This window comes from Streptosporangium amethystogenes subsp. fukuiense, assembly GCF_042665875.1.
Classification (GTDB): domain Bacteria; phylum Actinomycetota; class Actinomycetes; order Streptosporangiales; family Streptosporangiaceae; genus Streptosporangium; species Streptosporangium fukuiense.
Genome location: NZ_JBHTEE010000001.1, coordinates 6,583,456 through 6,601,510, shown reverse-complemented (window position 1 = coordinate 6,601,510; position 18,055 = coordinate 6,583,456). Strand labels below are relative to the sequence as shown.

The window sequence follows — 18,055 nt, the reverse complement described above, 5'->3', positions numbered from 1 at the left end:
CGGCGGGCGCGGTGGTTGCGGATTCTTATAAGCCGCCCGGAGCACCCACCCACCTCCGCGCACCCCTTGTCCCGCCGTACGCCCTGCGGGCCGTAGTCGCTTCCTTGCGGGCCGCCCATTGGGCCCTTGGACGCTGAAGCAATCCCTACAGGGGTCGTTCTGGGGCCGTCGCCGTAGCTGAAGCAGTGGTGCGGGAAGGAGCGCAGGGGGCTCGCCGTATTTCGTCAGGCCCGTCGTGACCTGTCGACCGTTGGTCGGCTTGCTGCGGTTTGTCGTTGCCGGTCATGGCTTGGCTCGGGGGCGAGTGTGATCGTCTGGTAGGGCGCATCGCGGCTCGGGCCGCCACCGCAACCGGAGGGTGCCTCGCTCCGCTCCTCTAGCGTGGTCCAGCCGGACGGGCACACCGCGACTCGGACCGTCACCGTGACCGGAGGGAGGGGTACGCCTCGTGCGAGGACTTCGGTCAGGTGGGCCAGGTGGGTCAGTTGGCGAGGGGGCCGGGTCTGTCAGGTTCGTCGGTTCTGTTGGCTCCGTTGGCTCGGTCGGTTCTGTTGGTCTCGTTGGCCGGGAGGTGGAACCAGACGGCGGTGCCCGCTTCGGGGTCGTGGTGGGTGCCCCAGGCGGTGGCCATGGCCTCGACCAGGAGCAGGCCGCGTCCGCCGTCGCTGTCGAAGTCGGTCGCGCGGACGAAGGGCAGGCTGGTCGCCGAGCCGTCGTCGATCACCTCGGCGTGGATCATGCCGCCGCCCAGGCCCAGGCAGACCGTGATCGATCCTGCTGTCGTCCGCCCGGAGTCGGAGTGGACGACGGAGTTCGTCACGACCTCGCTGAGCAGCAACACCACGGTATCGAGGGCGGAGTCGCCGATTCTCCCGGTGAGCAGGTCTCGTGCCCAGGCACGGACCGTCGCGACCGAGCAGGCCAGGCCCGCGAACTCGGCGTGACCCAGCGGGTGTGCAGTACGGCCCAGCGTCCCGTGCTCGCTCGCCGGCGTTCGTAGCGGCAGGTGGCCTGCGGGTACGCGTTCATGCGATCGCCGCCGAGACGATGACGTCGGCGGCGTTGTCGGCCCCTGCCCAGACCCCTTCGCCCGGCCGCCATACCCTGGCCCACCAGGGCCGCCAGACGAACACCCACCCACAGGCGCGACGGATGACGGTGATCCGGACCCGAGTCTCGCCCCCGGACATGATCTCCAGCACCGGCTGCCCCACCTGGGGGAGCATCAGCGCGGTGCCCACTCCCAGGCCCCGCAGGTCCCAGCCCAGCCGCACCAGGTGAATGAACTGCTCTTGCGGATCACGTTCCTTCACAGCTAGCCCTTCTGTTGCCATTTTGACTGGCGTGTCACTACTTTTCGACACCTGATGCCTACTCAGAGTAACCAGTCGTACGCTCAGAGCATGCACGAGCAAGTGCTTTCGCGCAATCGCGTTCACGCGAAATCTTTAAGTCGGTTGTGTGTGCAAGCCCTGGCGGGCTTTGCCAAGCTAAGAGACCCAACGAGAGAGGTGCCGATGGCCATCAGTCCCACTGCTCGGCGTCGCCGACTCGGGATCGAGCTACGGCGCCTGCGAGAAGCCGCCAGTCTCAACGGGACCGACGTGGCCGCCGCTCTGGGCTGGTCTGGCACCAAGGTCTCCCGGATCGAAACCGGACGGGTGAGCGTCCATCACGGCGATGTCAGCGACCTGCTCGACCATTACAAGGTCACTGACGACACACTTCGACAAGAGCTGATCACGCTGGCACGCGAGTCCCGGCAGAAAGGCTGGTGGCACCGCCACCGCGACACCCTGAAGACCGGGTTCGACTCCTACATCGGCCTCGAAGCCGACGCGGCGATGATTCGTACCTACGAGGCGCAGGTTATCCCCGGCCTCCTGCAGACCGAGGCATACGCCCAAGCGGTAATAGAGGCAACGGAGATGAAGTCCGTTGCACCCCAGGTCGAGAAGAAGGTCGAAGTCCGCCTTGCGCGCCAGCAACTCCTGACCCGTGACGTCCCGATCCACTTGCATGTGGTACTTGATCAGGCGACATTGGTACGAGAAGTGGGCGGTGCGGAGACGATGAGCGAACAGTTTGGCTTTCTGCTTCAACGAAGCAGACTGCCAAACATCACCATCCAGGTGTTGCCCTTCGAGAGAGGAGCTCACTCGGCCATGGACGGTCCGTTCATCATCCTGGATTTTCCCAATCCAGCAGACCCGGCTCTTGTCTACATCGAACAGGCTGTCAGTGGTCTGGTCCTCGAAGAGGCTGAAGAAATCGGGGAGTACATCCAGATGTTCGACAGTCTGACCGCTCAAGCGCTCGCCGCTGAGGAGTCGGCTGCCCTCATCTCCTCCATGATTACTTGACGGCATCGTGCTTGCCGAGAAAGGAGACGTGGGATGGCCATGAACGCGGATTCTCCCCGTGTCGTATGGCGCAAGAGCAGTCGCAGCACTAATGGCGGTAACTGTGTCGAGGTAGCCCACACGGACGACCGCTACCTCGTTCGCGACTCCAAAAACCCTGATGGCGCCACACTTGTCTTCTCACCAGGTGACTGGGCTGCCTTCTTGGGCCGTATCAAGGCTGGAGATTTCGACACGCGTCCCTGATCACGTGACGGGACGGAAAAGGTTTCCTGGAGGTGAGGGATGCAGGTTCCCCATGACTGATTTGGCGAGCGCTGTGTGGCGCAAGAGCAGCCTGAGCGGCAGCGGCAACAACTGCGTCGAGGTGGCCCACATGGATAACCACCACCTCATCCGAGACTCCAAGAATCCCGATGGCGCCACACTCTCCTTCTCCCCGAGCGACTGGACCGCCTTCCTCGGCCGTGTCAAGGCTGGGGACTTCGACACGCGTTTCTGATCATGTGCGGGTCGGAGAGGGGCGCCTGGAGGGGGTTCCGGTAGCAGCCGCGGAAAATCCCACGTATGCAGGTCTGACCTGCATGGACAGGGCTTGGCCCGCGTGTTTCCCGAGGAGTCTTCACAGGTCGTGGGCACCATCGTTGGATTCACGGCCATTACCCGGACGTCCCGCAGCCGGGTTCCCAGTTGGTAACCCTTTCGCCACAATGGTGGTGAATCGCATCTTTTATGCCGTTTCGCAGGCACGCTAAGGTCAAGCAGAAACGGGAGCCGGAAAGCAGGGGCGGGATGGCGTGGGCAGCCCGGGCGGTCGCCGTCGTCCTGGCTGTGCTGTCTCCGGCGCTCGTGGGCGCGGCCATGCTGATCTTCGCGGGACTTCCGGAGGAGTGGCTGCCGCCGGTGACGATCACGCCGCTGACGGCGGCGGGGGTGACCTTTCCCGTGGTCAGCGCGTTCCTCATCGCGCATCGGCCCCGGCTCAAGCTGGCATGGCTGATGTGCGCGGGCGGGCTCGGCGGTGCCGTCTACGACTTCTGCCAGGCGATGATGCTGGCGTCCGCGGCACGCGGGGATCTCGCGCTGGCGGGGCTTCTGAGGTTCCCGGCGCAGGTGGGCTGGGCAGTGTGCGGGCTCGTGCTGGAGATGCTGCTGCCGCTGTACTCCCCGGACGGCAGGTTGCCCTCGCCGCGCTGGCGAGCGGTGGTGCTGCTGGGTGTGGTGTCCATCGGTGCCGAGACCGCGCGCCAGTTCGTGCGGCCGGATCCGCCGCTTGAGGGCTACCTGTTCCCCGTCGTCATCCACAACCCGCTGCAGATCCCCGCTCTGGCGCCGTACCACTCGGCGATAGGGGTGCTGACCTGGGCGGGGATCTTGGTGACGCTGCCGTTGGCGGCGCTGTCCCTGCTGCTGCGTCTTCGCCGGGCAGACCCGGTGGGCAGGCGGCAGATCGGCTGGCCGCTGTTGGCGTTCGCCGGGTACATCGTGTTCATGCTCGTGGGCATCGTCGTGCCGGAGCTGTACTGGCTGTCGACCCTGTGGGCGATGCTCGTCCCCGTCGCGATGGTGTTCTCGGTGATGCGCTACCGGCTGTACGGCATCGACACCGTCATCAGCCGGACCTTCGTCGCCGCGGGGCTGCTGGCCGTGGTCGGCGGGGTCTACTTCGGTGTGGCCGCGCTGTCGAGCCTGATGGTGTCCGGGTACGACCAGATCGCCGGGCTCGCCGCCGCCCTGTTCACGGGCGCGTTCTTTCAGCCGTTGCGCCGGATGCTGCAACGTGCCGTCGACCGCCTGCTCTACGGTCCGGTCGGCGACCCACGCGTGCTCGCCGAGCGGCTGGTCCAGGAGATGCGCCGGGGAGATCCGGCGCAAGCGCTGGCGTCGGTGATCGGGGTGCTGCGCGAGGGCCTGGCGGTACAGGGGGTCACGGTGGAGGTGACCGGCGGCGAGCCGGGGGACCAGGTCAGCGTGGCAAGCATGGTCAGCGGGCAGGTCGGCGACTCCCCGCGCGAGGTACCACTGGTCTGGCACGGCGAGCAGGTGGGGCGGCTGCTGGTCGGCCCGCCCACCCCGCGCCGCTTCCCCGCCGCACACGACGAGCGGGTGCTGGAGACGTTGGTCCCGTACGCGGCCGACGTGGCGCACGCGCTGCGGATGGCGGCCGACCTGCAGGGCTCCCGGGAGCGCATCCTGACCGCCCGGGAGGAGGAGCGTCGGCGGCTGCGCCGCGACCTGCACGACGGCCTGGGTCAGACGCTCAGCAGGATGGCCATGACCATCAACATGGCCCGCTTCAGCCTGAAGACCTCCCCGGAGGCGGCGGACGAGCTGCTGCGCGAGTTGCGCTCCGGCATGGACGCGGTCACGGGCGACATCCGGCAGATCGTCTACGGCCTGCGCCCGCCCGCCTTGGACGATCTGGGCCTGGCCGCCGCCGTACAGGCGCTGGCCGGGCCGGCCGACCCCGAAGGCCCCGCCACGGAGGTGAGCGCCGAGGGCGACCTGGCCGGCCTGCCCGCCGCCGTCGAGGTGGCCGTCTACCGGATCGCGCAGGAGGCGCTGACCAACGTCCGGCGACACGCGCGTGCCACTCGCGTCCGTGTCGAGCTGCGTCGCGAGCCCGAGGCGCTGCGCCTGCTGATCGCCGACGACGGCGTGGGCCTGTCGCCGGGGCGCCGCTCGGGCGTCGGCCTGGCCTCCATGCGCGAGCGCACCGCGGAGCTGGGCGGACTCTGCCTCATCAACGGCGAGCCTGGGGAGGGCACCACAGTGGAGGTGATGTTCCCCGTTCCCGCGACCGACGCGTCGCCGGCACGGCAACACCGGACGGCTTCTGTCGGCAGGCGGTCGGCCCCCTGAGTCCGGAGATCACGAAGATCGCGGGAGTTCCCCACGTGGCGAACCCGAGAACCGCCGTTCTTAAGGACCTGCCCATCTCCCGTCCAGGCGCGGCGTCCCAATGATCTACAAGTCGTTCTCCACTGTCGGCCTCTAGCCTCATCCGCGGTCCTGCTGAGCCGGAGCGACTCGGCGTGGTGCAAGCACTCGAACGGGACTGCGACGGCGGCCCTTGAACGAGATGAGGAGGCGGTGGTGGACATGAGCATCGTGCCGTTGTTTGGAATCGTGCCGTTGTTCGGAATCGTGCTCGGAGCGGTGTTCGTCGGGGCCGGCATCCGGGTGATGATTGTCGATCACCGGCTGCGGCGGCACGGGGTGCGGGTGCCGGGCGTCGTCGTGGGACTGCGCAGGTCCAGAGGCGGCAACCGCCTGTACTATCCCACGCTGCGGTTCCAGACGGTGCAGGGCTACGTGGTGGAGGCCGCGTCGGATCTGGGCTCCAACCCGCCGCAGGTCCGTCCGGGCCAGCAGGTCATGGTGGTCTACGACCCTGAGCGCCCCCAGCGCGCCCGCCTGGACGGGGTGAGCGGCGGCGTGCTCCTCGGCGTGCTGTTCATGACCGTCGGGGCGGTCATCCTGGTGCTCTCCCTGGTCTTCGCGGTCGGCTTCGGGGTCATCTTCTGGTCGTGAGGGCGGGGGCGGACTCGCGCGGCGGTCGTACGGGACCGGGTGCTCGCGTAGAGGACGCCGGAGATGATCAGGGCGGCGGCGGCGAGTTTGAGGCCGGAGACGGGCTCGCCGGTGAACAGGGCGGCCGAGGACATGCCGAAGACCGGGACGAGCAGGGCGGAGGGCGCGACCACCGAGGCGTCGTAGCGCTGGAGCAGGAAGCCCCAGATGCCGAAACCGCCGAGGGTGGAGATCAGCGCCACGTAGAGCACGGACAGGCTTCCCTCCACCGAGAACTCCAGCCGGGGAACCCCCTCCACCAGCAGGGACAGACCCAGCATGGGCAGGGCCGCGACCGCGCTGATCCAGACCATGAAGCGGAACGAGTTGGGCGGCGCTGCGCTCCTGACCGTGATGTTGCCCACGCTCCAGAAGAACGCCGAGCCGACGACCAGCAGGAACGCGCCGAAGGGGCCGCCGGCGCCCAGGTCGGCGGCGATCAGCACCAGCCCGGCGAGCGCGACGGCCATACCGGTGATCCGCCGCGCGGTGAGCCGCTCCCCCAGCAGGACGACGGCCAGGACGGCGGTGAAGACCGCTTGAACCTGGACGACGAGCGAGGTCAGTCCGGCGGGCATGCCCGCCCGCATACCGATCAGCAGCAGGGTGTACTGGCCGATGCCGAGTGTGGCGCCGGTGAGGAGCACCTTCCGCCAGGGCACCCCGGGGCCGCCGACGAACAGCAACGCGGGGAAGGCGGCCAGGATGAAGCGCAGCGCCACGTAGAACAGCGGCGGAAAGTGCCGGAGCCCGACCTCCATGACGACGAAGTTGAAGCCCCAGAGAGCGGTGAGGCCGACGGCGAGGAGGAAGTGCCGGGTATGCATGCATTCATCCTCGTTTTCGACGATATTTCAGCACAAGCGAGAATTTCTGATCCCTGTCGTTTAGTGTTGCTTACATGTTGGATCTCAACCGGCTCAAGGCACTGCACGCGGTCTCCGTCTACGGATCGGTGGGCGCGGCGGCCGAGGCGCTCATGGTCACCCCCTCCGCGGTCTCCCAGCAGCTCGCCAAGCTGGAGCGGGAGACCGGCGCGACCCTGCTGGAGCGCAACGGGCGCGGGGTGCGGCTGACCGACGCGGCGGGGCTGCTCGCCGACCACGCCGGACGCATCCTCGCGCTGGTCGAGACGGCGGAGGCCGACTTCGAGGCACTGCGCGGGCAGGTCGTGGGGCGGCTGGGCATCGGCGCCTTCCCCACGGCGGCCAGGGGACTGATGCCGGCCGCGCTGGCCCTGCTGCGCACCCGCCACCCCGACCTGCGGCTCCAGCTCATGGAACGCGAGCCCTCGCGGCAGATCCGCGAGGTGGCCAGGGGCGAACTCGACCTCGCGGTGATCCAGGACTGGATGAACCGCCCACTGGCCATCTCCGAAGGGCTGTCCCGGGCGACGCTCTTCGACGACATCGCCGACGCGATCCTGCCCGCGGCCCACCCCCTGGCGGGCCGTGCCGAGATCGAGCTGGCCGAGCTGTCCGGGGAGCAGTGGATCAGTTCCTCGCCGGGCACCGTCTGCCACGACTGGCTGGTCTACACGCTGCGCTCGGCCGAGCTGGAGCCGGACATCACCTGCATGGCGGATGAGTACCCCACCCAGATGGCCCTCGTCTCGGCCGGGCAGGGATGCGCGATCATTCCCCGGCTGGGCCGCGACTTCGTCCCCTCCGGGGTGCGGGTCGTCCCGATCAGGTCGCGCCCGACCCGCAGGCTCTACGCGCTCTGGCGCAGTGACGCCGCCCGCCGCCCGGCGATCCGCGCCGCGGTCGAGGCGCTGAAGGCCGTCTCCGCCGATTTCCACATCCCCATCTCCGAGTCCGCCGGATCGGTGCCGTCCACCGTCCTGGCCGGGGGCGTTCGCCCGGTCGAGTGAGGAGGCGCGGCCACCGTGCCAGGTGCGCTCTCCCGTGAGGCCGGGCGCCGCCTCGCGAGGACGGCGACGTGCCGTCCGGGCGACCGCGGCGGGCAGCGGATCGATGGACGTCCGGAGCGCGGGGCTCAGCTGAGAGCGATCGTCACCACACCGCCGACGATGACGCCTGCGGCCAGCAGCCGCCTGGTCAGGTCGCCCTCGGCCAGCAGCCTGCCGCCGAGCAGCACCGCGACGAGCACGCTGACCTCCCGTACCGGGGCCACCGCGCTGATCGGCGAGAAGGCGAACGCGGTCAGCGCCAGCAGGTAGGAGAGCGGCATCAGCACCGCCGCGCCCAGCACCCGCGTCCGGTGCTCGCGCCAGACGGGCAGGACCAGGCCCCGGCGGTGGCCGCCGAGCACCGGTGCGGTCAGTACGAGGGTGCGGCCGAGGTCGCCGAAGTAGTTGAGCAGGATCGGCGCGACCGCGAAGGCGCTCACCACCTGCTTGTCCCAGACGGTGTACGCCGCGATGAACACTCCGGTGGCCAGCCCGAACCCGATGCCGCTCAGATCCTGGCGGCTGGGCCTGCGAGCCATGCTGAGCAGGAAGACGCCCACCCCGATCAGGCCGATCCCCGCGATGCCCGCCAGGCCGGGTCGCTCGCCCAGGAACAGGACGGCGACCAGGCTGGCCAGCAGCGGTCCGGTGCCTCGGGCGATCGGGTAGACCATCGACAGGTCGCCGTGCCGGTAGCCACGCTGGAGGAACATGAAGTAGCCCAGGTGCAGCGTGGTGCTCGCGGTGATCACCCCGAGGTCGGCCCAGGAGAGGCCGGTGCCGCCGAGGAGGAGATAGCCGAGCGCGACCGGGGTCCAGACCGCCGCGGACGCGGCGGCCACCATCCAGACGAAGACGACGCCGTCGGTGTCGGCCGCCTGCTTGCTCAGCAGGTTCCAGCAGGCGTGGGCGACGGCCGAGGTGAGGATGAGGGCGAGGGCGAACAGGCTCACGGGGGACCTTTCCGGACCGCCGGACCGCGGAACCTTGGCCACAAACGCCCCAGACCCTACTCGCCTTCGCCACGCGCTCCCAGTGGTCCACCTGATCGGCTACGGGCCCGTAGCTGTGGGTAGGCTGGCGGAACCATGGCTGAGACCACCGTCGTTCACCTCCTGCGCCACGGTGAGGTGCACAATCCCGCTAACGTCCTGTACGGCAGACTTCCCGACTACCACCTCTCCGAGAACGGCGTCCAGATGGCCGAGACGGTGGCCAAGGCGGTCGCCGGCCGCGACGTCGTCGCGCTGTTCTCCTCGCCGCTGGAGCGCGCCCAGGAGACCGCCGCCCCGCTCGCCGCGACCTTCCACCTGGACGTCACGCTCGACGAGCGGCTGATCGAGGCCGAGAACATCTTCGAGGGCCTCTCCGTCGGCGGAGGCGACGGCGTCTTCCGCAACCCGCGTTTCTACCGCTACCTGTGGAACCCGCTCCGTCCCTCCTGGGGAGAGCGCTACAGCCACCTGGTCAACCGGATGAGCGGCGCGATCAACGCCGCTCGCAGGGCGGCGCGCGGCCATGAGGCGATCATGGTGAGCCACCAGCTCCCGATCTGGATCATCCGGCTCGCCGCCGAGGGCAGGCGCCTGCCGCACGACCCGCGCCGCAGGCAGTGCGCTCTGGCCAGCCTCACCAGCTTCGCCTTCGAGGGGGACCGGCTGATCAGCGTGGGATACAGCGAGCCCGCGGCGGCGCTCGTCAAACGCCCCACTGTGCCGGGCGCCTGACACCGCCGGTACAGTGATTGCTCTACCGGTTGTAGTACAGGGAGCCTCCGTCACCCATGCGCGCACAATCCTTCGCCGCCGTCGCGCTGCTCGTCGCCGTGGCCGGATGCGCCGGAAACCAGGGGGCGCAGCCGCAGACCGGCGACACCCGCTTCATCGCGGGCGATGGCAAGATCACCCTGTTCCAGGCCGCCGACCGCAAGGTCGCGCCGCCGGTCGAGGGGGAGACCCTCGACGGGGGCACCGCGACGCTCGCCGCGCACAAGGGCAAGGTCGTGGTGCTCAACTTCTGGGCCTCCTGGTGCGCGCCCTGCCGGGCCGAGGCGCCGGTGCTCAAGGACATCTCCGCCAAGACGAAGGCGGACGGCGTGGAGTTCCTCGGCATCGACTTCAAGGACCGTAAGGCCGACGCGCTCGCCTTCGAGCGGAGCCACAAGTCCGGCTACCCGAGCATCTTCGACCAGCCGGGCAAGGTCGCGCTCTCCTTCCAGGGCACGGTCCCGCCCGCGGCCATCCCCTCCACGCTGATCATCGACCGCCAGGGCAGGATCGCCGCCAGGGCACTCGGTGCGGTCAAGTACAACGACCTCCTCGACGCCGTGACCAAGATCGGTAATGAGAGATGAGCTGGGCCCGCGATGAGTGCTGACCTCGTGAGCACCGTCGCGAGCGGTTCGCTGGCGCTGGCGCTGCCGATAGCGGTCGCGGCCGGACTGGTGTCGTTCCTGTCGCCGTGCGTGCTGCCGCTCGTGCCCGGCTACCTGTCGTACGTGACCGGCATGAGCGCCGATCCCAGGCGGGGGCGCATGGTCGCGGGCATCGTGCTGTTCGTCCTCGGGTTCGCCGTCGTGTTCGTTGCCGGAGGGGCGCTCTTCGGCGGGCTCGGCGCGATGCTGTTCGGCAACGCGGGGATCATCACGCGGGTGCTGGGCGCTCTCACGATCGTGCTCGGCCTGGCCTTCATGGGAGTCATCCCCGGCCTGCAGCGTGACTTCCGCATCCACCGGCTTCCGGCCGCGGGCCTGGCGGGGGCGCCCCTGCTCGGCCTGGTGTTCGGCCTGGGCTGGACCCCCTGCATCGGCCCCACCCTCGGGGTCGTGCTCACCCTCGGCCTGAACGAGGGCAGCGCCGGTCGCGGTGCGATACTCGCCTTCGCGTACGCACTCGGCCTCGGCCTGCCGTTCGTGGTGGCCGGGCTGGCGTACAGCAGGGCCCTGAAGACCTTCAAGGCGGTACGCCGCCACTCACAGCTGATCACGCGGGCGGGCGGCGTCATGCTGGTCGTCGTCGGCGTCCTGCTCGTCACCGGGCTCTGGGAGCAGCTCGTCGCGACGATCCAGGGCTGGGTCGGCGGATTCGAGCCGGTGATCTGATGGGGCACATCGACCCTGGGGCGGGAGAGCGAGCGGTGGCCGAGCCGCAGACGAAGACGGTGGCCGCGAGCGGTCCCGAGGCAGGCGGGAAGAACGAGGAACGGCGGCCCCTGGGAATCGGGTTCGCGGGCTGGGCGCGCTGGTTCTGGCGGACGCTCACCTCGATGCGGACCGCGCTGATCCTGTTGTTCCTGTTCGCCCTGGCGTCCATTCCCGGCTCGATCTGGCCGCAGCGCGGCGTCTCGGACGCCAAGGTCTTCCAGTACTTCGAGGACAGCCCCCGGCTCGCCGAGTGGCTGGACAGGTTCTGGCTGTTCGACGTGTTCAGGGCGCCCTGGTTCGCCGCGATCTACCTTCTGCTCTTCCTGTCCCTGATCGGCTGCGTGCTTCCCCGGACCATGACCCACCTGCGCGAGGCGCGCAGGAAGCCGCCCGCGGCGCCGCGCAACCTGGGCAGGCTGCCGCAGCACGCCTCCTTCGAGGCTCCGCTGACCGTCGAGGAGGCCGCCGCCAGGCTGCGCGCCAAGCGGTTCCGGGTGACCACGGGACCCGGCTGGGTCGCCGCGGAGAAGGGCTACCTGCGTGAGACCGGCAACCTGCTGTTCCACGTGGCACTGCTCGGCCTGCTGCTCGCGGTCGGGATCGGCACGCTCTACGGCTACCGGGGCAACGTGCTGGTCGTGGAGGGCGAGGGGTTCGCCAACACGGTCGCGGCCTACGACCGCTACATGCCGGGGCCGCAGGTGAACGCCGAGTCGCTGGAGCCGTTCTCCTTCACGGTCGAGGACTTCCAGGCGAGCTACATCGCGAAGGGCGAGAAGACCGGGCAGCCCCTCGACTTCGAGGCCAGGCTCAAGGTCGAGGACGCCCCCGGCGCCCCCGTGCGCGACTACGTCCTCAAGGTCAACGAGCCGCTGAACGTCAACGGCACGCAGAGCTACCTGATCGACCACGGGTACGCGCCGACCTTCAGGATCGTCGACGGCAAGGGGCAGGTCGCCTTCGACGGGCCGGTGCCCTGCCTGGTCGTCCAGCCCGCCAACTTCACCTCCGAGTGCGTGATCAAGGTCCCGGACGCGCAGCCGGAGCAGCTCGGCATCCTGATCGGTTTCCTGCCGACGACGGTCCCGGTGGGCTCGGAGTGGGTGTCGGTCTTCCCCGGCGCCGCCAACCCCACGGCCCAGGTCTACGGTGCCTTCGCCGGTGACCTGGGCCTGAAGGACGGCCGGCCGCAGTCGGTCTACGAGCTCGACCCCGACAGCCTGAAGAAGATGAAGCCGCTGGTCATGAAGGCGGACCCGCTGGCGGTCAACGAGAAGCTCGCGCTCCCGGACGGTATGGGCTCCATCGAGTTCACCGGCGTCAGGGAGTGGATCGCCCTGCAGATCACCCACGATCCCGGCCGGATGCCGGCGTTCGTCGCCTCGGTCCTCGCCGTGGCCGGCCTGGTGCTGACCCTGACCGTCCGCCGCCGCAGGGTGTGGGTACGGGTCCACGGCGAGGCCGGTCAGCCCGAGGGCGAGAGCCGGCGGGTCGAGGTGGGCGGCCTCACACGTACCGAGGGTGGAGATTTCGGCGAGGAGTTCACCGAGATCGTCTCCGCTTTGAACCCAGGAATCCCCAACCCAGGAGTTAAGGATGCCCGTTGAGGTCGATGCCGGCCTCGCCACCCTGAGCGATCAGCTCATCTTGGCGACGGTGCTGCTATACGTCTTCGCAATGATCGCCTATGCCTGTGACCTGGCCTTCAGTCGGTCGGCGGAGGTGAAGGCGCGTACCGAGGCGCAGCCCGTCCTCGCCACCGTCGGGGCCGGCACCGGCGCGTCACAGGACACACCGGAATCCGCCCCCGCGAAGGATGAGGCTCCGGCCGAAGCGCCCCCGACCTGGGTGATGTGGGTGGGGCGGGTGGCCGTCGGACTGGGCTGGCTCGGCTGGCTCGCCAACTTCGCCTCCCTGGTCACCCGTGGCCTGGCGGTGAACCGGTGGCCGTGGGGCAACATGTACGAGTTCGTGGTCGCGATGTGCCTGGCGGTGGTGGGCACGTTCCTGTTCATGCAGCTCCGCTACCGGGTCCGTTTCCTGGGCGCGTTCGTCACGCTGGCCGCCGCGCTGGGACTCGGTTTCGCCGTACGGTACCTGCACGTCCAGGCCGGTCCCGTGGTGCCGGCGCTGAACTCGTACTGGCTCGTGATCCACGTGTCGGCGGCGATCGTCGCCAGCGGGCTGTTCTTCGTGGCCGCCGTCTCGGGCATCCTCTACCTGGTCAGGAAGGACACTGCGGTCCGCCTGCCGTCCCGGCAGGACCTGGAGCGGGTCGCGCACCGGGCCATCGTGATCGGCTTCCCGATCTGGACCTTCGCCGTCATCGCCGGGGCGCTCTGGGCGGACAAGGCCTGGGGCCGCTACTGGGGCTGGGACCCCAAGGAGGTCTGGGCGTTCATCACCTGGATCGTCTACGCCGCCTACCTGCACGCCAGGGCCACCGCGGGCTGGAAGGGCAAGGCCGCCATGATCGTGCAGCTCGTCGCCTGCGCCTGCCTGCTGTTCAACCTGGTCGGGGTGAACATCTTCCTCGGGGGCCTGCACTCCTACGCCGAGGTTCCCTGAGTCCGGCGCCGAGCCCACGCTGACCGGCCGCATCGGCCGGTCGGTCGTCGCCCGTCCGGTCAGTCCTCGTCCCGCAGGCGGCGGTCGAGGTCCTTGAGGAAGTCGGGGTCGTCGTCGGGACCCTTCGGGGCCTCGGGGCGCTGTGGCATGTCCTCCGCCAGGAGCGAGCGGGGCGCCCTGGGGCCGTACGGCCGGCCGAGCAGCAGCCAGAAGAGCCCTCCGACGGGCAGCAGCAGCACCACGATGAGCACCCAGAGGAGCTTGGGCAGATTTCTGGACTCCTCGTCCGGCGTGGTGATGACGTCGAACAGGCAGTAGAGCCAGAAGGCGGATATCGCCAGACCGACAAGCAGGGGCATGCCCGAACTGTAAGCCATTGTGAGACCCGTTGCTGTCAGCCCTCCGTTACGGATGACTGGCGAGGGCCCACCCGGTTAACGTGGAACCCGTTGACACTTCCCCAGGGGGTGCGATGGCACAGTCGGGCGACAAGGGCCGTCATCGACGGCGGTGGTGGCAGCGGGGTTCGGCCGCGCGTACGGAGAGTGCTGTCAGAGAAGCTCCGCGTGATGTCTCCCGCGAGGTGTCCCGCGAAGCGGAGCGCCGGGTCGGGGCGGTCACGGCCCCGGTGGTCGACCGCCCGCAGTACACCTGGAAGGACTTCGAGCTCGACGACGAGCGTCCCAGGGCACAGCCCAACTCCCCGGACACCCCGGATCTGGGTGACGGCCTGCGCCACTGCGGGCGCCTGGAGCGCATTCTGCACCGTCAGTGGGATTCGCGGTGGGAGATCCCGCCCCCGGAGGTCGTACGGGCGGTGGAGAGCCTGGCCAGGCTGCCCGACCTGCTGAAGGACAAGCTGGCCGACGGTCTCGACGGCATCTACGTCGGCGCGGGCGGGGTGCCCGACCTGGACGACATGGGGTACCTGCGCGGTGCGCCGCTGCCCTCGGGCCGGGCGACCTGGGACGTCTGCGCGGGAGCGTACGGCGACCGCAAGATCGTGGTGGGAGATCGCCCCTCGCCCACCCCCGACGTGATGATGCACGAGGTCGGGCACGCCCTGGACGATGTGGACGCCCCCAACGGCGACTGGGTCTCCGACTGCCCGGAGTTCGCCGCCCTCTACGCCCAGTGCGTTCCCGTACTGGCCTCGGGGTTCCATCTCCAGCCGGGCGACCTGGGCCGCAAGGAGTTCTTCGCCGACGCCTTCGCCGCGATCGTCTCCCGGCAGCGCCCCGCGCTGGTCGACATGCTGGGCGGCGACACGCGAATGGCGCTCAACGTCATGTTGTTCTTCAACCGGCGCTACGGAATCTAGGTGATCTGGGATGTACGTCGTCAGGCTCGCTGACGGTACTCTGCGCGTTCCGCAGACCCTGGCCGGCGATGACGGGCGTCTGATCGGCAACGCCTATGTCGAGGTGTCCCCCGGGGATCCCGACTACGACCGCTGGCTGGCCGAGTCGTTGACCGAGGAGGAGTGGGCCGAGCGGCGGCGGCGCTGGTCGGCGGAGAACGACGACCTGGAGCGGGAGTTCCTGGCTTTCAAGGCCGAGCAGGAGACCTAGGCCGATTCGGGTACGGGTGTGGTCACCGTCCGGGTCGTGTGACACTTCACACGACTCCACGGTGACCCTGCGGCTTCCGGGTAAGGCGCGCAGGATCACCGATGGTGTGACGTCCTAAGTCGTCAGACGCGCGGGGACTCGCCTGCAGGCCGTTCGGCCGTCAAGACGTCCTCTCCACGCAGAAGGGCGTGCACTTCCGACTCGCGGAAACGCCGGTGCCCTCCGGGGGTACGGATGCTGCTGATGCGGCCTGCCGCGGCCCAGCGTGTAACCGTCTTTGGGTCGACCCGGAAGAGGGCGGCAACCTCTCCAGGCGTCAGCAGACGCTCGCTGCTACTCTCCACAATCTCTCCCCCTCGCATCCCGCTTCCTGCCAGCGGGCGGACAGGTAACCAGTGTGCCGAGCGAAGCCTGATTTATCCGTGGTTTTCAACAAAGATCACGGGTTGTTATCTACTGCCTGCCCGATTGTTATATGATAGAGCCTCTTTGGGACTCTCGTGGGTGTTTCTTTACGAAACTGGTCTGTTGTGAACACTAGCAGCGCTCGCAGTCAATGCGAAGAGTGCTCCCGTGACCACCACGGTCATGCTTGGACGATGAGCGGAGTGACGTAGCCTCGACGTTGTGCATCCCGTCATCGTTTACACCGCGTCCCGGGTCGGTCTACTCGCCGTGAGCCTGGGAGTGCTCTATATCCTCGGCCTGCGTCAGCCCCTGATCCTGCTCGTCACCGCGTTCCTGGTCAGTGGTGTGGCCAGTTACGTCCTGCTCTCAAAGCAGCGGGACGCGGTAAGCGAGCGAATCACTAAGAATCAGGAGTGATCGGCGAGGGGAACATACCGACTCGGGCATGGTACTCGTGACCAAGCCGGGTTGTGTCACTACCAACGAGTAATCCGCCGGGATGCGCCAGGAATGCCTTGACTCCGATTCCGCGATCCCGGGTGGGGTTCCATGTTAGGGCCTTGCCGGTGCGGGGATGGATCGCTCCGATTCCCGGACGCGCCACCGCTCCGGGTCCCGCCGAGTCGTGGCCGGACGGGTTGTCCAGCCAACGCTGGTGCCCGCCGACGTAGACCGCCGCCCCCGTCGCCGCCACCGCGTACAACGAGTCGCCCCCGGTGTGGTTCACCCAGGTCGGTCGCACCTCGCCGCGGGCGCGGGTCTCGAAGCGCGCGGCGGTGTCGCACATCCTGTCCGGCCCCCCGGGGCCGCCGGTCGTGACGACGGCGAGATAGCTCCCGTCGGGGGCGAAGTCCAGGCCCCGCACGTAGCCGGGAAAATCGGCCATGCACCTGCCCCGGTAGGCGCCGGTCCGCCAGGGCGCGACCTTGGCCGGTGACGTGGCGACGTCGATCAGGCCGAGTTGCGGGCGCGACAGGCCGTCGAGGGTGGCGAAGTCGCCGCCGACCGCCAGCCTGCCGTGGCTCAGGGAGAGCGCGTGGACCCTGGTCCTGCCACCCCTGGGCTCGTCCGGCCTGATCGCGAAGGTCGGGTCGACCGAGCCGGTGACGGCGTCCAGCCTGGCCAGTGCGGTGAGGGCGACGGGACCGATACGGGTGAAGTCGCCGCCGACGTAGAGGTGGCGGCCCAGCCTGGCCAGGCTGGTGACCGTTCCGCCGCGGACCTGGGCGCCGAAGTGGGCGACCGGGGATCCGTCGGACAGCCGGAGCAGGGCCAGGCCCCGCGTCCGCGTCCCGCCGGTCGTGGTGAACCGGCCGCCCGCGTAGACGGTGCCGCGCACCCCCGCCGCCAGGGCCTGGACCGGGCGGTCGAGGCGTGGTGCGAAGCCGGGCAGCACCCGCCCGGTGGCCAGGTCGTAGGCGAAGAGGTTGTCGCGCGACAGCACCCTCGTGCTCCGGGCCTCGCGTACCTCGCTGAACGAGCCTCCGACCACCACCGTGCCGCCCACCAGCGCGATGGCGTTGACGATCCCGTCGAGCACGTGGGGAGTGGTGTTCACCGGATCGGTCAGGACGACCCTGCTGTGCTCCGTGGTGCCGGCGGCGGCGGTCCCGGGGAGCGTCAGGATCAGGGCCGCGGCCAGCGGGTAAGCGGTTCTGGCAAACATTCGACAATTTTTAGCATGCTCTGGGTAGTCGAATAACTACTTTCCGTGGATTGTCAGGCCGGGCCTAGGCTTGATGGCATGACGCGCGCTTCTCTGGACAAGCAGCCGCATGAGGTCGCCGCGATGTTCGATCGCACGGCCCGGCGGTACGACCTTGTCAACGACGTTATCTCTCTGGGCCAGGTCCGGCTGTGGCGTAAGGCGGCCGCCGCGGCCGTCGACGCGGGCCCCGGCGAACTGGTCCTCGACCTCGGCGCGGGCACCGGCACGTCCACCGACACGTTCACCTCGCTGGGTGCCCGCGCGATCGCCTCCGACTTCTCGCTCGGCATGCTGGGCACCGGGGTCAGGCGCAGGGGCGGCTCGGGCGTCTCCGGCGGGGGAGTGCGGGGTGTCAGCTTCATCGCGGGCGACGCGCTGCGGCTGCCCTTCGCCGACGGCGTGTTCGACGCGGTGACGATCTCCACGGCGTTGCGCAACGTGCAGGACACCGGCCAGGCGCTGCGCGAGATGTACCGGGTGGCCAAGCCGGGCGGGCGCCTGGTGATCCTGGAGTTCTCGCACCCGACGCCGAGGTCCTTCGACCTCGTATACTCGCAGTACCTGATGAAGCTGATGCCGCAGGCAGCCAGGCTCTTCGGTTCCAACGACGACTCCTACGAGTACCTGGCGGAGTCGATCAGGGCCTGGCCGGACCAGGCGGGGCTGGCGAGGATCATTCAGGAAGCGGGCTGGGAACGGGTCGCCTGGCGCAATCTCACGCTGGGCATCGTGGCCCTCCACCGCGGATATAAGCCCGCATAGAAGATTGGCAGGCGATAGCAGTACCCACCTGACACTTTCCCCCGCAAA

The 18,055-nt window shown here is 68.9% G+C and carries 21 protein-coding genes and 1 pseudogene; 15 read left to right on the top strand and 7 right to left on the bottom strand.

Going from position 1 to position 18,055, the window contains the following annotated elements; all coding sequences use genetic code 11:
- Positions 1-481 precede the first annotated feature (481 nt).
- The gene (locus ACFQVD_RS28860; RefSeq protein WP_343981015.1) at positions 482-1,141 is read right to left on the bottom strand and encodes an ATP-binding protein; all 660 of its coding nucleotides are present in this window, start codon (positions 1,139-1,141) and stop codon (positions 482-484) included.
- Positions 1,026-1,313 carry a hypothetical protein gene (locus ACFQVD_RS28855; protein WP_343981019.1) on the bottom strand — a complete coding sequence of 96 codons (288 nt, stop codon included), beginning with the start codon at positions 1,311-1,313 and terminating at the stop codon, positions 1,026-1,028. The genes ACFQVD_RS28860 and ACFQVD_RS28855 overlap by 116 nt, the downstream gene beginning before the upstream one ends.
- Before the next feature lie 90 nt (positions 1,314-1,403).
- Between ACFQVD_RS28855 and ACFQVD_RS28850 the strand changes: the two genes are divergently transcribed.
- From ACFQVD_RS28850 to ACFQVD_RS28830, 5 genes and pseudogenes are all read left to right on the top strand, one after another.
- The gene (locus ACFQVD_RS28850; RefSeq protein WP_343981022.1) at positions 1,404-2,363 is read left to right on the top strand and encodes a helix-turn-helix domain-containing protein; all 960 of its coding nucleotides are present in this window, start codon (positions 1,404-1,406) and stop codon (positions 2,361-2,363) included.
- 33 nt (positions 2,364-2,396) lie between these two features.
- Positions 2,397-2,609 (top strand): DUF397 domain-containing protein, encoded by a 213-nt coding sequence (locus ACFQVD_RS28845; protein ID WP_386272554.1) that lies wholly within the window; start codon positions 2,397-2,399, stop codon positions 2,607-2,609.
- Positions 2,610-2,661: 52 nt separating this feature from the next.
- A complete protein-coding gene (locus ACFQVD_RS28840; RefSeq protein ID WP_343981026.1) occupies positions 2,662-2,865 on the top strand; it encodes a DUF397 domain-containing protein in 204 nt (67 codons plus the stop codon).
- A gap of 290 nt (positions 2,866-3,155) precedes the next feature.
- On the top strand, positions 3,156-5,225 hold the full coding sequence (locus ACFQVD_RS28835) for a sensor histidine kinase (RefSeq protein ID WP_343981030.1): 2,070 nt from the start codon (positions 3,156-3,158) through the stop codon (positions 5,223-5,225).
- Between the two features lie 240 nt (positions 5,226-5,465).
- Positions 5,466-5,729, top strand: a pseudogene (locus tag ACFQVD_RS28830) (hypothetical protein); the annotation flags it as partial.
- Between the two features lie 20 nt (positions 5,730-5,749).
- On the opposite strand, the gene ACFQVD_RS28825 reads toward ACFQVD_RS28830, so the two are convergent.
- Positions 5,750-6,763, bottom strand: a complete 1,014-nt coding sequence (locus ACFQVD_RS28825) for an EamA family transporter (protein WP_343981033.1) — start codon at positions 6,761-6,763, stop codon at positions 5,750-5,752.
- A 74-nt stretch (positions 6,764-6,837) separates the two neighbouring features.
- Here ACFQVD_RS28825 and ACFQVD_RS28820 point away from each other — a divergent pair, with 74 nt between their 5' ends.
- Positions 6,838-7,809, top strand: a complete 972-nt coding sequence (locus tag ACFQVD_RS28820) for a LysR family transcriptional regulator (RefSeq protein WP_343981036.1) — start codon at positions 6,838-6,840, stop codon at positions 7,807-7,809.
- A 125-nt stretch (positions 7,810-7,934) separates the two neighbouring features.
- Here ACFQVD_RS28820 and ACFQVD_RS28815 read toward each other — a convergent pair whose 3' ends face one another.
- Positions 7,935-8,801, bottom strand: coding sequence for a DMT family transporter (locus ACFQVD_RS28815; protein ID WP_343981039.1), 867 nt, complete (start codon positions 8,799-8,801; stop codon positions 7,935-7,937).
- A gap of 135 nt (positions 8,802-8,936) precedes the next feature.
- On the opposite strand from ACFQVD_RS28815, the gene ACFQVD_RS28810 reads away from it, so the two are divergent.
- Genes ACFQVD_RS28810 through ccsA form a run of 5 tightly spaced genes read left to right on the top strand, consistent with a single transcriptional unit; the run spans position 8,937 to position 13,558 of the window.
- The gene (locus ACFQVD_RS28810; protein ID WP_343981041.1) at positions 8,937-9,575 is read left to right on the top strand and encodes a histidine phosphatase family protein; all 639 of its coding nucleotides are present in this window, start codon (positions 8,937-8,939) and stop codon (positions 9,573-9,575) included.
- A 56-nt stretch (positions 9,576-9,631) separates the two neighbouring features.
- A complete protein-coding gene (locus tag ACFQVD_RS28805) occupies positions 9,632-10,201 on the top strand; it encodes a TlpA family protein disulfide reductase (protein ID WP_343981044.1) in 570 nt (189 codons plus the stop codon).
- Positions 10,202-10,213: 12 nt separating this feature from the next.
- Positions 10,214-10,948 carry a cytochrome c biogenesis CcdA family protein gene (locus ACFQVD_RS28800; RefSeq protein WP_343981048.1) on the top strand — a complete coding sequence of 245 codons (735 nt, stop codon included), beginning with the start codon at positions 10,214-10,216 and terminating at the stop codon, positions 10,946-10,948.
- Positions 10,948-12,597, top strand: a complete 1,650-nt coding sequence (gene resB, locus ACFQVD_RS28795) for a cytochrome c biogenesis protein ResB (RefSeq protein ID WP_343981052.1) — start codon at positions 10,948-10,950, stop codon at positions 12,595-12,597. Before ACFQVD_RS28800 ends, resB begins: the two co-directional genes overlap by 1 nt.
- Positions 12,587-13,558, top strand: a complete 972-nt coding sequence (gene ccsA / locus ACFQVD_RS28790; RefSeq protein ID WP_343981056.1) for a cytochrome c biogenesis protein CcsA — start codon at positions 12,587-12,589, stop codon at positions 13,556-13,558. Before resB ends, ccsA begins: the two co-directional genes overlap by 11 nt.
- A 59-nt stretch (positions 13,559-13,617) precedes the next feature.
- On the opposite strand, the gene ACFQVD_RS28785 is transcribed toward ccsA, so the two are convergent.
- Positions 13,618-13,917 (bottom strand): PLDc N-terminal domain-containing protein, encoded by a 300-nt coding sequence (locus ACFQVD_RS28785; RefSeq protein WP_343981059.1) that lies wholly within the window; start codon positions 13,915-13,917, stop codon positions 13,618-13,620.
- A 224-nt stretch (positions 13,918-14,141) separates the two neighbouring features.
- Here ACFQVD_RS28785 and ACFQVD_RS28780 point away from each other — a divergent pair, with 224 nt between their 5' ends.
- Both ACFQVD_RS28780 and ACFQVD_RS28775 read left to right on the top strand, forming a co-directional pair.
- Positions 14,142-14,879: a hypothetical protein gene (locus ACFQVD_RS28780; protein ID WP_343981063.1), complete on the top strand. Its 738-nt coding sequence runs from the start codon at positions 14,142-14,144 to the stop codon at positions 14,877-14,879.
- Between the two features lie 10 nt (positions 14,880-14,889).
- Positions 14,890-15,129, top strand: coding sequence for a hypothetical protein (locus ACFQVD_RS28775; RefSeq protein ID WP_343981066.1), 240 nt, complete (start codon positions 14,890-14,892; stop codon positions 15,127-15,129).
- A 122-nt stretch (positions 15,130-15,251) separates the two neighbouring features.
- On the opposite strand, the gene ACFQVD_RS28770 is transcribed toward ACFQVD_RS28775, so the two are convergent.
- Positions 15,252-15,491, bottom strand: coding sequence for a BldC family transcriptional regulator (locus ACFQVD_RS28770; protein WP_012887349.1), 240 nt, complete (start codon positions 15,489-15,491; stop codon positions 15,252-15,254).
- A 265-nt stretch (positions 15,492-15,756) separates the two neighbouring features.
- On the opposite strand from ACFQVD_RS28770, the gene ACFQVD_RS28765 reads away from it, so the two are divergent.
- Positions 15,757-15,954: a DUF4229 domain-containing protein gene (locus ACFQVD_RS28765; protein ID WP_343981075.1), complete on the top strand. Its 198-nt coding sequence runs from the start codon at positions 15,757-15,759 to the stop codon at positions 15,952-15,954.
- Here ACFQVD_RS28765 and ACFQVD_RS28760 read toward each other — a convergent pair.
- Complete coding sequence (locus ACFQVD_RS28760) at positions 15,938-17,203, bottom strand: delta-60 repeat domain-containing protein (RefSeq protein WP_343981078.1); 1,266 nt, start codon at positions 17,201-17,203, stop codon at positions 15,938-15,940. The two genes, ACFQVD_RS28765 and ACFQVD_RS28760, sit on opposite strands and share 17 nt — an antisense overlap.
- A 78-nt stretch (positions 17,204-17,281) precedes the next feature.
- On the opposite strand from ACFQVD_RS28760, the gene ACFQVD_RS28755 reads away from it, so the two are divergent.
- Positions 17,282-18,007 (top strand): demethylmenaquinone methyltransferase, encoded by a 726-nt coding sequence (locus ACFQVD_RS28755; protein ID WP_343981081.1) that lies wholly within the window; start codon positions 17,282-17,284, stop codon positions 18,005-18,007.
- Positions 18,008-18,055 lie beyond the last annotated feature (48 nt).

Bases quoted from the DNA above. Each gene is read 5' to 3' on its own strand.
- ACFQVD_RS28850 (WP_343981022.1), top strand. From the start codon at position 1,404: ATGCACGAGCAAGTGCTTTCGCGCAATCGCGTTCACGCGAAATCTTTA.
- ACFQVD_RS28845 (WP_386272554.1), top strand. From the start codon at position 2,397: ATGGCCATGAACGCGGATTCTCCCCGTGTCGTATGGCGCAAGAGCAGT.
- ACFQVD_RS28840 (WP_343981026.1), top strand. From the start codon at position 2,662: ATGACTGATTTGGCGAGCGCTGTGTGGCGCAAGAGCAGCCTGAGCGGC.
- ACFQVD_RS28835 (WP_343981030.1), top strand. From the start codon at position 3,156: ATGGCGTGGGCAGCCCGGGCGGTCGCCGTCGTCCTGGCTGTGCTGTCT.
- ACFQVD_RS28825 (WP_343981033.1), bottom strand. From the start codon at position 6,763: ATGCATACCCGGCACTTCCTCCTCGCCGTCGGCCTCACCGCTCTCTGG.
- ACFQVD_RS28820 (WP_343981036.1), top strand. From the start codon at position 6,838: ATGTTGGATCTCAACCGGCTCAAGGCACTGCACGCGGTCTCCGTCTAC.
- ACFQVD_RS28810 (WP_343981041.1), top strand. From the start codon at position 8,937: ATGGCTGAGACCACCGTCGTTCACCTCCTGCGCCACGGTGAGGTGCAC.
- ACFQVD_RS28805 (WP_343981044.1), top strand. From the start codon at position 9,632: ATGCGCGCACAATCCTTCGCCGCCGTCGCGCTGCTCGTCGCCGTGGCC.
- ACFQVD_RS28800 (WP_343981048.1), top strand. From the start codon at position 10,214: ATGAGTGCTGACCTCGTGAGCACCGTCGCGAGCGGTTCGCTGGCGCTG.
- resB (WP_343981052.1), top strand. From the start codon at position 10,948: ATGGGGCACATCGACCCTGGGGCGGGAGAGCGAGCGGTGGCCGAGCCG.
- ccsA (WP_343981056.1), top strand. From the start codon at position 12,587: ATGCCCGTTGAGGTCGATGCCGGCCTCGCCACCCTGAGCGATCAGCTC.
- ACFQVD_RS28785 (WP_343981059.1), bottom strand. From the start codon at position 13,917: ATGCCCCTGCTTGTCGGTCTGGCGATATCCGCCTTCTGGCTCTACTGC.
- ACFQVD_RS28775 (WP_343981066.1), top strand. From the start codon at position 14,890: ATGTACGTCGTCAGGCTCGCTGACGGTACTCTGCGCGTTCCGCAGACC.
- ACFQVD_RS28770 (WP_012887349.1), bottom strand. From the start codon at position 15,491: ATGCGAGGGGGAGAGATTGTGGAGAGTAGCAGCGAGCGTCTGCTGACG.
- ACFQVD_RS28760 (WP_343981078.1), bottom strand. From the start codon at position 17,203: ATGTTTGCCAGAACCGCTTACCCGCTGGCCGCGGCCCTGATCCTGACG.
- ACFQVD_RS28755 (WP_343981081.1), top strand. From the start codon at position 17,282: ATGACGCGCGCTTCTCTGGACAAGCAGCCGCATGAGGTCGCCGCGATG.